We start from the raw sequence: 15,264 nt of genomic DNA, 5'->3' as shown, positions 1-15,264 counted from the left end.
AGCTTGATAGCATACAGGGAGTTCAATGATGACTAACCATTACGATGCCATTGTTATTGGTGCTGGCCAAGCTGGCCCTTCTCTTGCAGTCCGGCTAGCTAATGAAGGTTTAAAAACTGCTCTTATTGAGCGTAATAAATTTGGTGGAACCTGTGTCAATACAGGATGCATCCCGACTAAAACTCTGGTGGCCTCCGCAGAGGTTGCGTATTTGGCCAAACGAGCCATTGATTTTGGTATAGAGATTTCTGGTTCTATTAAGGCTGATTGGCAAAAGGTTAAAGCACGTAAAGATGCGGTTGTGTATAAAGCTTCTCAGGGCGTAGAGCACTGGCTTAGAAACACAGCTAACATTGATGTCTATCACGGCCATGCACGTTTTATAGATAATCGGTCAATCTCGGTAAACAATGAAAGCCTAAGCGCCAACAAAATTTTTATTAATGTTGGCGCCCGTGCTTTTGTCCCAACAATGCCTGGATTGGAAAGCATTAATTATTTAACCAATTCATCCATTCTAGATTTGGAAGAATTACCTGAACATCTGATTGTAGTTGGCGGAAGTTATATTGGTCTTGAGTTTGCCCAGCTCTTTTGCTATTTGGGGTCAAAGGTCACGGTTATTGAAAAGGCAGCCCGTTTAATTCCCAGAGAGGATGAGGATGTATCAGAGACTGTGCTAACTATCATGCAAGAATCAGGTATTGATGTTCATCTGAATACAACCTGTCTTGAGTTTTCAAAATCTGGCACGACACTTCTTGCTCATGCTGGCTGTGATAATGAGAAAAAAACGATTTCAGGCAGCCACGTACTCATTGCCCTTGGACGCAAACCCAATACCGATGATCTTGGTTTAGAAAACACAGAGGTTAAACTTGATAACCGCGGTATGATTCAGGTTGATGACTACCTTGTTTCCTCAGTTCCCAACATCTGGGCGATTGGCGAATGTAATGGTCGAGGCGCCTTTACCCATACCTCTTATAATGACTATCAAATTGTTAGCGATAATCTTCTTAATAACACTAAACGAAAAGTCACAGATCGAATAATGACCTACGCCCTGTTTATCAATCCCCCTTTAGGACGTTGTGGCATGACAGAAGCAGAGGTTAAACAAGCAGGGTATGAGGTCTTAGTTGCTAAAAGACCAATGACTCAGGTCAAGCGCGCAGTCATGAAGGGCGAACCAACAGGATTTATTAAGGTGCTTGTTGATGCCAAAAACCAAAAAATTCTCGGCGCGACTGTCTTAGGCGTCGGCGGTGATGAAATCATTCATTCCATTCTTGATGTGATGTACGCCGATAAACCCTATACGCTAATTAGGGATGCGGTTCATATTCATCCTACAGTTTCAGAATTAATCCCGACTACTTTGGAGCAGTTAAAGCCTTTGTAGTCCACTACTCCGTCATACTGATGGGACAAACATCGATAAAGACCTCGTCATCTCGAACATAGTGAGGGATCTCCGGGATTAGCACAGCGCTACACTCAGGAGATGTCTCTCTACGTTCGACATGACGTAAGCATCTCCTGAAGGTGGCACTGTGCTAATCCCGGAGATCCTTCGCTGCGCTCTGGATGACGAGGCTGTGTTAGCCCATACAATAATATTAAAAAATACAAGTAGAGTTCTTAATAATTCGTTAAGAATCCTTAACTACAATGACCCAACTAAAAAAACTAATGGCGCTTTATGAAACAGAAACATAACTATTTTGTTCTTGATAAACCTTCTTTTGATTTTCGCAAAGCGGCATTAACCACACTAAAACTCCCTTATTTATTAATAAAATGGCTCATCTCTTTTATTCTGGCACGCAATATCACCCATCTAGCCCTGGATCCAACTAATACCAAGCAGCAAAGCGAGTTTAATCTCGTCCACTTTGCCAATGATTCAGATGAAGCAGATGATGCTGTTGTTATTAACCTATTTCCTCATGAATCTCATAAAACCCTGCAAGATTATCTACTAAAATTTAGTGGCTCCTGGTTTCCCCTCCCCTTTGTAACTACCAGTGAAAAGAAGCAGCTCCATTATGATAATGCTAAGGATAGGGAGCATATCGATAAGCTCATTAACGAACTTAGCCTTGTGCTCAGTGGTGACTCTCAGCTCGAAAAGTTCCAAGGTAAAACCTTCGATTGGGATAGAATTCATTTTAAAGGTATCAACTGTCTTGATGACAAGATGCGCGCCTATTTCCTAGAAAGATTGGAACAAAAATATGGCGATGCACCCTTTTCTACCGAAAAAAAGCATAAGCTGAATTTCTATAGCGTGGAAACACCTGACTATTCTGTTCTTGATTCTGTCGAAGTGGCTGGCCAAGGCGAAGAAAATAAGCCAATCAGTGAACGAAAATTTGTCATAGCCTGTTTAGCCCGCCAGCAAAATTATATTAATTGGATGAAAGACTTTAATCATTCTGCAAACAAAATTGGCTGCACAGTTGTTGGCTTTAATTATCGTGGGGTTGATTACAGTAAGGGAATGGTCTGGACCCAAGACAATATGATTAATGACGCAATGGCTCAAGTTGAACGTCTTATAAAACTCGGGGCGAGACCAGAAAACATTGGTCTGGAAGGGATGTGTATTGGCGGTGCTGTAGCAACTATTGCGGCAGCGAAACTCCATGATATGGGTCTAAAGGTCAAACTCTATAATGAACGTTCTTTTCGTTCTATTCCCCGCTTTATCACAGGGTTCATGTTTCCAGAAGACAGTGCAAGTCTTTGGAATCCGCTTAATATAGTTCGCTCGATAGGGGCAATTCTGGTTTTTATAATTACCTATCCCTTTATAGTAATTGCTGGTTGGCATATGGATGCCGCTAAAGCCTGGGACAGAATTCCCTTTGAAGATAAAGATTTCTCGCAAATTCACCGATCTGCTGATAGCAGCAATGAAGAGCAAGTTGACGGTGTTGTGCATGATAGCTGGGCTTCGATAGCCTCACATGTGGCAGAAAGGCAAACATTACTTCTTACTAGAAGAGAGCAGAGCCTAAGTCCTGACGATTTGGCCTTGCTTGTAGAACCCCTGGAAAATCATAATTTTCATGTGGCGCCGGGCGTTGAATATAGAACACCTCATACTGTTGCACGCCGACACCTTATACATACAGATGCTGAGGGGCAGACCCAATCCTATACCATGCATCAGCATATGATTGACAGTTTTAACAGAATCTTTAGCAAAAATCAGTCTGCCAAAAATCCACTTAAAACAGACACAGCTCTAGCTGAGAAAACTCGTGCACCAGCTAAAAGACGCCCCTTAGCTATCGCAAGTAGCGGTGGTGGCGGGCATGTCTTTGCTATGCTTGGAATTATAGATAACTTAAAAGCAGATCCTAACGTTGATATTGAATTCCCAATGCATAAGGCAAGGTTGTACGCCGAAAGCCCGGGCTCGGTTACTGGTGGCTTCCTCCGCTTAGGGATCTTCTTTTCTTCGCTATGGGGTATTGGCTACCTTATCAATAAAATGGCATTAGTCACAAACTCATACAGACTGCCTGACTACACCCCCTTTTGGAAGGAAGTAGAACGCATTGATAAATTAGAACAAGCTCCAAGCTCAGAGCCCCAATCACCTCCTCAAGGACGTATGCGACCCTATGTCGATATGCTTCTTGATGCTCATTCTATGGGATATTATGCTGCGGCGATGACCAATACCCTTCATCGCAATGGGCAAATTGAAGATATTAATCTACTGCTACAACAAAAAGAATTAAACGATGAGCTCAACTATGACACGATTTATTATTATTTCTTAAATAAACTTATTGCAGCGGCGGAACAAAACCAGCCTTATACGGAAATTATTTCAACCCAGCCATTATTTTTAGCAGCACTCTGTGATGCGGTGATTGAATATAACCAAAAATATCTACCTTCTAAGAATAAATCCCGCAGGGAAGATCCTTTAACACCCATCGAAATACATCAATATATGACTGATCTTCCCTCAATAGGTTGCGATCATTATTTAAACGGCTTAGCCAATTTAACCCCCTTACAAAAACAGCAGTTGCACATTTATGCCTTAAATTTACGTAAGCCCTTCTTGTTATCTTATTTAGAAAATGGGAAAGATTTTAAAGGCATACACAATATACCTTTTAAAGATAATCCCTTAGTACGAAGAGGTTTCAAAGACGAATCACTGGTGCAATATCTCGATCACGGCAAAGAGCAGACTATCAAGATTAAGACCTATTCCCGAAACCTTGCTGATTCTTCCTGGGCTTTAAATCCTGAGCTAGGTGAGGTTGTTGTACCCCCTGACGCTAAAGTAGCGGCGATAATGTTAAGCTCCTTGGGCTCAAACACCACCGTAGACTACATAGAAGAATTACTAAAGAGTAACTATGACCAAATCTTTGTCTTTGGCGGCTTAGGTGAGCACATTTACACCAAGGTGCAAGAAATTATCGAGAATACCCCACAAAGTGAACAGGACAGTGTGCGAAATCGCATTATCCTCTTAGGCAATCAAGACGATACCTCTGTTGCGCCAATCATGACTCGCAGTGATTGCGTCATTATTCGCGGGGGAATGAGTGGGATGGAGCAAGCTGCCTTACCTGCTCATCCTAATAAGGCGGTATTTTTCGATCAAGCCAATGAGGTTGACTATCAGGCACTTGGCCCTGATATCAATTGGGAAGATGGTAATGCAGAAGAGTTAATTGCTTATTTAAAAACCCAGGAAGTTCACGCCATGAGAACTGCACCTGATCAAATTGCTTCTGATCTTCAAACTAGAAACTCTGACTCTATTCAAAGGGATACTGTATTTGATCCTGCGGAACTGCCAACTAATCCCAGTTTTGAATCCCTCAAAGAGATTCATCTCGCTGCTGAAGAAATAAATGATGATGGGGGCAGAAGCCTTGTTGATTTTCAACGGAACAGGGAAACTGCGGCGAATAACACCTTTGGTGCTGGTCGCTTTTTACAAGAGCAAACTAAAGACAAAAATAAATCAACACATGAACCAAGCATTGGGGTGGAATATGACATATTAATTCAGTAATAGCTCACTCCCCTTCCATCATCCTGAGCGCAGCGAAGGATCTCCTGAATGCGGCATTGTTCTAGTCCCAGAGATCCTTCGCTATGCTCCCAAAGACGTACCTCATGTCGAACGCAGAGAGACATCTCCTGATAGGTAGCACAGTACTAATCCCGGAGATCCCTCACTATGTTCGGGATGACGGGGTCTTGCCCCAAAGGGGCTTGGTGCTCAGGATGACGGGCTATATTAGTGTGACAGGGTGACTTATTACCCTGGGTGGGGACTGATCTATTACTTAATTCAAATCACAACTTCCCTGGCCATTCGAACTCCAATGCGTGCTGATTGTTTTTACATTTAAACAATCATTATCAATACAGATATCAGATGCTGGGTTGATTTCACAGGCATTGGCAAAGTCATTGTTAACAAAGGATATCGCAATTGCCTTAGCTCCCTGAGGTATAGTTGCAAAGCCCTCACGCTGATCGCTTATCGCGCTGATAATCCAATTTGTTTGTGAACCATCCATGTTATATCTCACGATTAACCGCCTAATTGAGCCTAAATTACCTGCAGTAAAGTGCACGACAACTGTTTGAGGTAGCGCACCGCCGGGTAATTCAACATTAGAATCCAAGATATTAACCTTAGTCGGCACAGGATAATTTTCCCCAGCCAGTTTCCCCTGATATTGAAATGGATTGAAGCTAAAATTATTCATCAAAACCCAAGCATTGCCATTTATACTTGCCAAGGTATTCGCATTCCAATCGAGTGGAATTGGAAAGCGCTTTGAAGCATAAAGATAGGCTTGCCCCATATCAGGGGGTACAATCGTGAAAAACTCTCGTGGCGTTGCATCAGCAAAATTGGCATCTAAATAGAGGTCATTGCGTAAATTGTTTATATTCAGTTGCATAGAAGCTAAATCCGCTTGGAAATCAGCGCTATCACTACTATCAGCATAGAAATCAATTAGGGAGTTAAGTGCATTGATTGCTGCGGCAGTTCCTGCACTTGTCATGATCGCCTCAGGCTGGGAGCCTACATTATTATTCAAGCTATACCCCATCCCCCATAGCTGACCATTATTAAAGTAACCGCCATTGTCTCTCACCGATTGCCAAATTTTCAAAGCAGTGCCTTTACCAAACCAGCTATCAATAGTTTCGACACCCAAGGCTGAAAGAGCCCAAAGATTAGTTGTGACTGCACTAAAGCTGTTTCTACTTGCTGTGCTGGGAAGCCAATCATTAATTGATGAGGGAATAAGTGCAGTACCATTGGTAAAAAAAATCTGATTTTGCGTATCAAATGCACCGTTATAGAGAAAACTTAAGAGGCCAAGAGTTTTAAAACCATTCAGGGTTCTACCGCCTTGCAGCATCACCTTAATCCTTGCCAAAGCCTGTGTGACTTCGGCTGTTTGCTGAGTATTTTGCAAAATATGCTTTAATATTTGCAAGCCAGCGAGTACCGCGAAATTATCTTCTATTGAAATATCGCTAGGTGAAATGAGCGTTTGGACTCCCTCAGTTCCACTAGGTGTGAAATAAAAGGCCCCTATTCCTGATTGCATCAAAGAAAAGGCGGTTAGGCTATTCATCGCATTCACTAAGGCCGGGGAATCTGCCGAAATCTTGCCATTATTGAGCAGATATTCAGCTTGTAGAGGTCCAATCAATTGAGCCCAGGCATTTTTACCAATAAGTGGTTTTTGATCAGACCAGGTGGTAACAAAGGAATAAAAAGTTGAGGATAAATGGCGTGGATCAGCCTGTGAGGCAGTCGAAAGCACAAAGTCCCTGCTGATAAAATCTTGGAAACGTCCTTGGAAAAAGGGGTCTTTATTATAAAAACTGGTTGCTAGCCAACGGAAACTAAAGGCCAGTTTAGGATCAAGTATAGGGAGCAAACCGCTATATAAAAAACTATGACCAAAGGCACGATTTCGAGGCTCAGTGATATTTTCTAACTGATTTGCCACCAGCATTTTTGCCCTATCCTGCTCTAAGAAACCATTTTTTGCAGCCAAGGCAAGCGCAATTTGCCAGGTTGCCCCATGATAGATATCAGTACCATATTTTATATTTGTGCGTTCAATTTGATCCTGTGCCTCGAGCCATTCCAATTCAGTACCATCCATAGGTGGCAGGCCGCGACCTAAGATCGCAAAGGGAGTATAAATCGCGTCAACTACGGTGCAGCTATTATCAGCACTGCAAATAAAGTCACCAAAATAAGCCGCTACATCTTCTGTAGTCCCCACATAGAAGCTCAGAGGAATAAGTCTGTTTTGATCATTTAGGGTGAGCATTTTGTCTGAAACAAGGAAGCGTACCAACTGATTGATACTCTGATCATCCTTTGGTGGTTCAGCGAGGGAAAATGTTGTCGCACTTAGTAATAAAGCGCTGGCAGTGAATAAGACTCGTCTGTTGCTCATATGAATATATCCTATTGTGGATTTTCATCATAAGAATTTTCATTCAAGAATTAGGCCTAGTTTTTTAAATTATAACCCCCTCTCCCTGGCCCACTGCCATTGAGTTAAGAAAATCCCCACGTCCCGCGGCTTGTCCGCGGGACGTAGGCAATGGTGTAGGGCTTAACTTATTAGCAGTGTCCCTAGCCCTCGGCCCAAAGAGGCGAGGGGATTTTTATTTTAACTGTTTACTTCTTCAAACCGGCATTTCGAAACTCAGCTTCTTGTAAGCGAGTCGCAAATTCTTCGTCAGACTCATCAAAATCAGCTTTAGCAGACTTAATCTTATCCAGCTCTATTGGCTTTTCAACCTTTGCAAATAAACCTTTTGAAACAACTGCATGAACCAGTTCATGGAGATTATCTCTATATAACTCAGCCTTATCTCTGTCAGCCTGACTTGAAACAGTTGTTTCTATAACCTCAGCTGCTTTAATTGGATCGATTGTTTGAACAGGTTCAGGTTCAACCTCATCATCAAACAGAAACTCACCACTATCATGAGGAAGGAGTGGCGCTTCCTCATCAAACAGAAAGTCATCACTACCCTGAGAAAAGACTAGTGGCTCATCCTCATCAAAGTCGAAATTAAAATCATGGGAATCGCCACCAACAATATTGATCTCGTCTATGCCAGGAATCTGAATTTCAAGCACTTCTTCCATAACGCCACGATGACTTACAGCTTCATAGTTGTCGTCAACAAGCTCTCTATATGCATTAAGAACCTGAGTTCCGCAATCATAATTTGTAATCTGCGCCGCTGAAGTTTCAAAACCGAGGGCATTAAAATCCTGAATATCTAGAAGTTTTGCTAAAAACTTTTGGCTTTCTTCATATATCGATTCTTGTCGAGGAGTAAAAACATCCCCATCGATCAATGGCTGCGAGTCCTTTACAGACCATGCTCCATCTTTTCTCTGTAAATAGAACCAATGACCATCATGTGAAGCTGCTAGGAAGACATCTTTTTCAACATTTTCATCGCTGCTTAGTGATGCTTTGACTCTGAGAAATTGCTCAGGTGACATTTCTGTAAGCGAAAATGGTTCTGTAGTCACGATATCATCAGAGCGATAGTCTTCAGCATTGAAAAGATCAATCATATCCTGCTGTTGCAACAAGGTACTCAGTGGAATTGAGCCACCATTTCTAAGGTACATTTGCCCCAGCGTAGGTCGAGCCTCGTCATGCATATTAACCACATCTTTTTCAACCTGCTCAAGAGCCTCGGAAAAGTCTAATGGCCAAAACATCTTGTCGAAGTTTACCTCGTCACTATTGCTATTTGGTTTTAGAAAAAAGGAAAGTAATTGTTGTAACAGAGTAACAGCCTGCATTTGCTGTATTTGAACAATGTCATATAAGCGAATTTCATTCTCAACGCAATACTGAATAATATCGTCTCGTTTCGCTAGGAAAGCCTCCCGCCTGCTCTCAGGAAAATATTCTTTCAAATTTTCATATTGTTCATGAAGATGAATAATCTCTGCTTCTGACAATTTCATATTATCCACCACTTATAGTTATATCTTATATGCTTAATTATACTTCAGTTTGCTTAACTGAAACTTAACAATTACTGTATATTTTTTATTTTCACAATTCATCCAGGTACCGTCATCCTGAACAACGTGAAGGATCTCCTGAATTTGGCATGGTGCTAATCTCGGAGATCCCTCACTACGTTCGGGATGACGAAGACCTACGTTCGCAATGACGAAGGCTTTTCCCCTACTTGACCTTAAGAATTCAACTCAGTAGGCTAACAATTACTGCATATTACGAACGAGGAAGTCCTTATGCGTCTGTTTTTAGCTATTTTTATACCCTTTTTTGTTTTTTTCACCATTGGACGACCAATTGCCGGCATTATTTGTCTAATCTTGCAAATTACTCTAATTGGCTGGATACCAGCTGCCTTATGGGCTGTTTATTCGCTTTCGCAATACAAAACTGATCAAAAAATACGTGATAACAGGCTCTAAGGCTTATTTTTTTGCAGGTCTTTTTTAGCCCAATTGATTAAGCCTCCGAGCATAAGGATCTCTTTTTGTCGTTTTGATAAGCTATGCTTGACTTCAATAGGCTTACCATCAACTTTTATTTGCAAGTCTTCCTGATCTAAGACCGCAGGTAAATTATTAATCTCTACCTTGTCGCCCTTTTTAACCCTGTCGTAGTCTTCAGGGTTTTTAAACACCAGGGGTAAAATGCCAAAATTGATCAGGTTTTGCCAATGAATACGCGCAAAACTTTTGGCAATAACTGCTTGCAAACCAAGATAGCGTGGTGCTAAGGCAGCATGTTCGCGACTTGAGCCCTGGCCATAATTTTCACCGCCAATAATGACGTGACCTGCTTTACACGCTTTTGCCAGCTTGTGATAGTCCGGATCAACATTGATATAGGTAAATTCGCTAATTTTAGGAATATTTGAGCGATATGGCAGAACCTTAGCACCAGCAGGAGAAATCTCATCGGTTGAAATATTATCGCCAACCTTCAGTAAAACCTCTAAGTCTAGCTGAGAGGCTAAGGGTTCAAGCTTTGGTAATGAGACAATGTTTGGCCCCTTTTGTAGTTTCACTTTTTTCGCTTCTTTTAAGGCTATAGGTGGTTCAAAACAGGCCTTATCCAATATGCGATGTTTGGGGAGGCTTATTTGGGGATAAGGAATTTCTAAGGCACGCGGATCAGTAATGACGCCGGTTAAGGCTGATGCGGTTGCAGTTTCAGGACTACATAAGAAAACCTTATCTTCGATGGTTCCAGATCGTCCCGGAAAATTACGCGGCACAGTGCGTAAGCTATTTTTATCCGTTGCCGGAGCTTGCCCCATGCCAATACAACCATTACAGCCTGCCTGGTGGATGCGAGCGCCAGCATGAATTAGGCTCCCTAGATAACCATCACGTACCAGCTCTTCCAAGACTGTTCTTGAACTAGGATTGATATCAAAGGATACGTTATTTTTTATCGTTCGGTCTTTTACCATTGCCGCAGCAATAGCAAAATCACGATAGCCTGGATTGGCGGATGAACCAATATAAGCCTGGTAAATTTCTTCCCCGGCGATTTCTCTAACAGGCACCACATTTCCTGGACTTGTGGGTTTGGCTATCAAAGGCTCAAGTGTTGATAAATCAATTTCTTCATACTTATCGTATTTGGCCTCTTTATCAGCGATAAGCTCTATCCAATCATTTTCCCTACCCTGGCTTTTTAAAAATTCGAAGCTAATGTCATCGGAGGGAAAAACTGTAGTTGTTGCACCTAACTCAGCACCCATATTAGCTATCACATGGCGATCCATTGCGCTTAGGTTTTTCAAGCCTTCGCCATAATATTCAATGATATAGCCAACCCCGCCCTTGACATCATAGCGCCGTAGCATTTCCAGAATAACATCCTTAGCACTGACCCATTCTGGCAATTCTCCAGTCAGCTTAACACCCAAGACCTTAGGCATTTTTATATAAAGCGGATAGCCAGCAATGGCCATTGCCACTTCTAAGCCGCCAGAACCAATAGCGATCATTCCTAAGCCACCTGCGGCACAGGTATGGCTATCAGAACCAGCCATGGTCTTGCCTGGTTTGCCAAAGTTTTGCATGTGAACTGCGTGACTAATACCATTTCCTGGTCGGCTAAAATAGATGCCATAACGTTTAGCGGCGCTGGCTAAGAAGAGATGATCATCTGGATTTTTATTGTCTTCTTGAATCAGATTGTGATCGACATATTGCACTGAAATTTCAGCCTGCGTTTGCTCCAAACCCATAGCCTCTAGTTCTAACATTACTAAGGTACCGGTAGCGTCTTGGCAGAGAGTTTGGTCCACCTTTAAAGCGATTTCTTTACCGGGGATCATTTCGCCTGAAATAAGATGTGCTTTAATTATCTTTTCTGTGACGTTCATTTCCCTTACAGTCCCTTGTGCGAAGCCTTGTTTAAATATAGCACATTACTACCCTCATCCGCCCCACCGGGAAAAGGTGGCGCGTAGCGCCGGATGAGGGGCTCATTTGTTTGTTTTAAACCTGTCGCCTTGCCTCAAGCACATTAGGAATTTGTTCCAACTTGCTCAACAAGCGCGAAAGACTATTCAAACCATCAATCTCTACTGTCAACGTAATAAAGGCAGAATTTTCCTGTTTATTCGTTTGCGTTTGCAGCGCATAAACATGGGCTTTTTCATTAGCGAGTAAAGAGGTTACATCTCTAAGTAAACCGGAGCGGTCAAAGGCTTTAATTAGCACATCAACGACATAATGATCCCTCGTTGAGCTACCCCAGCTGACTTGTAAAAACCGTTGCTTCTGTCTTTCACTAGCATGGATTATATTCGGACAATCCGTACGATGAACTGAAACGCCTCTTCCTATAGTAATATAGCCAACAACTTCATCGCCAGGAACCGGTTGGCAGCAACGCGCCATGCTAGTAAGTAGGTTACCAACACCTTCAATGCGTAAATCACTACCACGGACTTCTGGCTTGGCGTGTGGTTTCACAAGGTTGTGTATCACCTGTTGTTCTTCCACTTCAGCCGGCGACAAGCGGTTTAAAATCTGTCCTAGCTTGATATCACCCCTGCCTAAGGCAGCCAGTAAATCATCGAGACGTTTAAAATTAAATGAGGTCACTACATCATGAAGGCGATCGGTTTTAATCCCTAAATTCTTTAGCTCTCTGTCAAGAATTTCGTGCCCCTGAGCTCGATGCTCATCATAATCCTGCATTTTAAACCAATGTAGAACCTTGGCTTTTGCCCTTGATGTCTTTAAATAATTAAGATGAGGATTAATCCAGTCTCTGGATGGGCGCAGCTCTTTGCCGGTTAAGACTTCAACCTTATCGCCGGTTTTCAACTGATAAGTCAGCGGAACAATCGAGCCATTGACCTTGGCTCCGCGGCAACGATGGCCAATTTGACTGTGAACGTGATAGGCAAAATCTAAGGGTGTTACTCCCTGGGGTAAGTCAAGTACATCACCGTCAGGAGTGAAGACATAGACCCTGTCTTCAAGGAACTCTGTTTCAACTGCCTCTGACACACCTCGCGATGTTGCCATTTCTTTATGCCAGGCCAATACATCACGAAGCCATTCAATTTTGCGCTCGTGACTTTCCTTGTGTTGCACTGCGCCCTCTTTGTATTTCCAATGCGCGGCCACACCCATTTCAGCCAAATCATGCATTTGAAAGGTGCGAATCTGTACTTCAAAAACCCGCCCTTCTGGTCCTTCCACCGCGGTGTGTAGCGATTGATAGCCATTCGGTTTGGGATTGGTAATATAATCATCATATTCAGCAGAAATCTGTTTCCATAGTGAATGGACTATACCCAAGACCTCGTAGCATTGATCCTTGGTATCCACTAAAACTCGCACTGCAGTGGCATCATAGATTTCATCCAAGGACACATTTTTTCGCTTCATCTTGCGGTAAATACTATGGATATGCTTGGAGCGACCATAAACAGCAAAATGATGTGCACCTACTTCAGTTATTTGCTTATTGAGCTCTTCAACAATCAGATCAACGTAGCGGTCCCGTTCAAGGCGTTTTGCTTTCAAGCCTTTGGCAATTGATTTGTAATCCTCTGGATGTAAATGACGGAAGGCTAAATCTTCCATTTCCCATTTAATCGCACCAATACCTAAACGGTTTGCTAAGGGCGCATAAATTTCCATTGCTTCAGTCGCTATTTGTTTACGCATCGCCTCTGGTAATTCTGAGCTTGCGCGTAAGACACAAAGGCGTTCAGCCAATTTAATAAGCACCACCCTAGCATCATCAACCATAGCAAGCAGCATCTTACGGACATTATCAATTTGGTGTTTATTTTGCGGATAACGATTCAGAGCCTGCAAATTATGCATGGCGCTCATTTTCTCAATGCCCTTGACTAGCTTAGCAATATGAGGGCCTAGCTGTTCTTCAACATCATCCAACGATAATTCGGCATAATGGACATTTTCAAAAATAATCGCAGCAGTCAGAGTTTCCTGATCGACTTCTAGATCAGCTAAGAGATCAGCCATAGCCAAGCCCTGCTGCAAACAGGAAATCCCTGTTTCGGTGGCATGATCATGGCCTGCTAATTGGCTTAGTGTGCAGGCATTGCGAATTAGATCCAGATCTTGAAAATACCCCTTTGCTCCTAGTTGGTGTAACCATTGCTCAACATCTATACCTACATCGGTTAACCAGGGAGTACTCTCTTTCACTTTGACCATTAGAATTATCCTTTTTCAAATAAAGCGATGGATTCAACATGTGCTGTATGCGGGAACATATCCATAACACCTGCCGCTCGCAATCGATATCCTTTATGATTGACTAAAATATCACTATCTCTTGCCAAGGTTGCAGGATTACAGGACACATAAACCAATCGTTCAGGATTAAGCTTCTCGATTTGCTTCACGATTTCCAGCGCCCCAGACCGTGGTGGATCTATTAAGAGTTTAGTAAATCGCTGGTTTAAAATCATCGCTAAAGCATCAATTTGTTCTAAATCAGCACAAAAAAATTCCGTATTGTTTAAACCATTGGCCTCAGCGTTCATTTGCGCTCTGCCAACCATCATTTGACTGCCTTCAATTCCAATCACTTTAGTACAGTGTTTCGCCAGTGGCAGTGAGAAATTTCCTAGACCACAAAAGAGATCGAGCACAACATCGTCTTGGTTTAAGGCCAGTAATTCAACGGCGCGAGCAACCATTAAACGATTTAGTCCAGCATTAACCTGAGTAAAATCATTGGGGTGAAATTGAAAGTGGATATTTTCCTGAGGCAAGGCATAACTTAAAAACTCGCTTTCCCCTTCAGGATAAAATAAATGAACACTAGCTGGCCCCGCTGGTTGCAGGAAAAGACGGAATTGGGTTTGAGCTCCGAAGTCACGAAGTTTTTGCTCATCCTGCGTACTTAAGGCCTCAAGGTTACGAAATATTAAGGCAATATCCTCATCACCAGCAGCCACCTCAATCTGAGCTATCGAAGCTGGATTATCGAGAGAATCTAAGAGAGCGCGCATCGCAGGTATTTGCTTATCAATTCGTTCATTTAATACAGGGCATTGGCTAATTTCAGCAATATAGCGAGGATTGTTTCTCTCTCTAAAACCAACTAAGGAAGAGCCTTTCTTAGCAACATAGCGTGCACTTAAACGCGCTTTGTTACGATAATGCCAGGAGTTTGCTTTGAGTGGTTCAAGAACGGTTTCAGGTTCACAGTGGCCAACACGCCGCAGCAAATCCAGCAGTAAAGCCTGCTTCTCATGGATTTGTGCTTGTTCGTCAAGATGTTGCAAGGAGCAGCCGCCACATAAACTGTAATGAGGGCAATGAGGCTCAACCCTTAAAGGAGAGGAGGAAATTATGTCTGTCATCCGCCCTTCATCGTAATCGCTCTTAACAGAGGTGTAGCGAAACGATACCTTTTCTCCTGGTAATGCGCCTTGGATAAAGGTTGTCTTACCACCAATTCTTGCGATACCTCGCCCATCATGGCTGAATTTTTCAATATCAGCGGTTTCTATGGTTGTCGGGGGGCGTTGGCGTCTTCTACTCATTAAATTAATCTCTTAAATCAGGGTCTGAAAAGGAAATAAACTATCACCGGATTCCCGCGAAGGCGGAAACCTATTTTCAACTAAACACAGTACCAATATGGGGATAGATTCCCGCCTTCGCGGGAATGACAAATGCTCTTAACCCGC

Annotated in this window: 8 protein-coding genes; 3 read left to right on the top strand and 5 right to left on the bottom strand. The window is 42.6% G+C overall.

The genetic code is table 11. From position 1 onward, the window contains the following. The first annotated feature begins 25 nt into the window (after positions 1-25). On the top strand, positions 26-1,405 hold the full coding sequence (locus BN1094_RS17135) for an FAD-containing oxidoreductase (protein ID WP_218054625.1): 1,380 nt from the start codon (positions 26-28) through the stop codon (positions 1,403-1,405). A gap of 300 nt (positions 1,406-1,705) precedes the next feature. Further along, entirely contained in the window at positions 1,706-5,062 is a 3,357-nt protein-coding gene (locus BN1094_RS17130) for an alpha/beta hydrolase family protein (RefSeq protein WP_052403357.1), read from the top strand. A gap of 277 nt (positions 5,063-5,339) precedes the next feature. On the opposite strand, the gene BN1094_RS17125 is transcribed toward BN1094_RS17130, so the two are convergent. Both BN1094_RS17125 and BN1094_RS17120 read right to left on the bottom strand, forming a co-directional pair. After that, positions 5,340-7,493 carry a hypothetical protein gene (locus BN1094_RS17125; RefSeq protein WP_044012387.1) on the bottom strand — a complete coding sequence of 718 codons (2,154 nt, stop codon included), beginning with the start codon at positions 7,491-7,493 and terminating at the stop codon, positions 5,340-5,342. 227 nt (positions 7,494-7,720) lie between these two features. Continuing rightward, positions 7,721-9,040: a hypothetical protein gene (locus BN1094_RS17120; RefSeq protein WP_044012385.1), complete on the bottom strand. Its 1,320-nt coding sequence runs from the start codon at positions 9,038-9,040 to the stop codon at positions 7,721-7,723. Between the two features lie 294 nt (positions 9,041-9,334). On the opposite strand from BN1094_RS17120, the gene BN1094_RS17115 reads away from it, so the two are divergent. Further along, positions 9,335-9,520 (top strand): YqaE/Pmp3 family membrane protein, encoded by a 186-nt coding sequence (locus tag BN1094_RS17115; RefSeq protein WP_044012384.1) that lies wholly within the window; start codon positions 9,335-9,337, stop codon positions 9,518-9,520. On the opposite strand, the gene BN1094_RS17110 is transcribed toward BN1094_RS17115, so the two are convergent. The 3 genes from BN1094_RS17110 to rlmD form a co-directional block, all read right to left on the bottom strand. Beyond that, positions 9,517-11,454, bottom strand: a complete 1,938-nt coding sequence (locus tag BN1094_RS17110) for an aconitate hydratase (protein WP_044012382.1) — start codon at positions 11,452-11,454, stop codon at positions 9,517-9,519. The genes BN1094_RS17115 and BN1094_RS17110 overlap by 4 nt on opposite strands. A 115-nt stretch (positions 11,455-11,569) precedes the next feature. Further along, positions 11,570-13,777, bottom strand: a complete 2,208-nt coding sequence (gene relA / locus BN1094_RS17105) for a GTP diphosphokinase (protein WP_044012381.1) — start codon at positions 13,775-13,777, stop codon at positions 11,570-11,572. 5 nt (positions 13,778-13,782) lie between these two features. Next, positions 13,783-15,117: a 23S rRNA (uracil(1939)-C(5))-methyltransferase RlmD gene (gene rlmD, locus BN1094_RS17100; RefSeq protein ID WP_044012380.1), complete on the bottom strand. Its 1,335-nt coding sequence runs from the start codon at positions 15,115-15,117 to the stop codon at positions 13,783-13,785. Positions 15,118-15,264 lie beyond the last annotated feature (147 nt).

It is taken from the genome of Legionella massiliensis, from assembly GCF_000756815.1.
Taxonomy (GTDB): Bacteria; Pseudomonadota; Gammaproteobacteria; order Legionellales; family Legionellaceae; genus Tatlockia; species Tatlockia massiliensis.
Note: the sequence above shows the minus strand (reverse complement) of the source record. Positions and strands in the feature narration are given on the sequence as shown.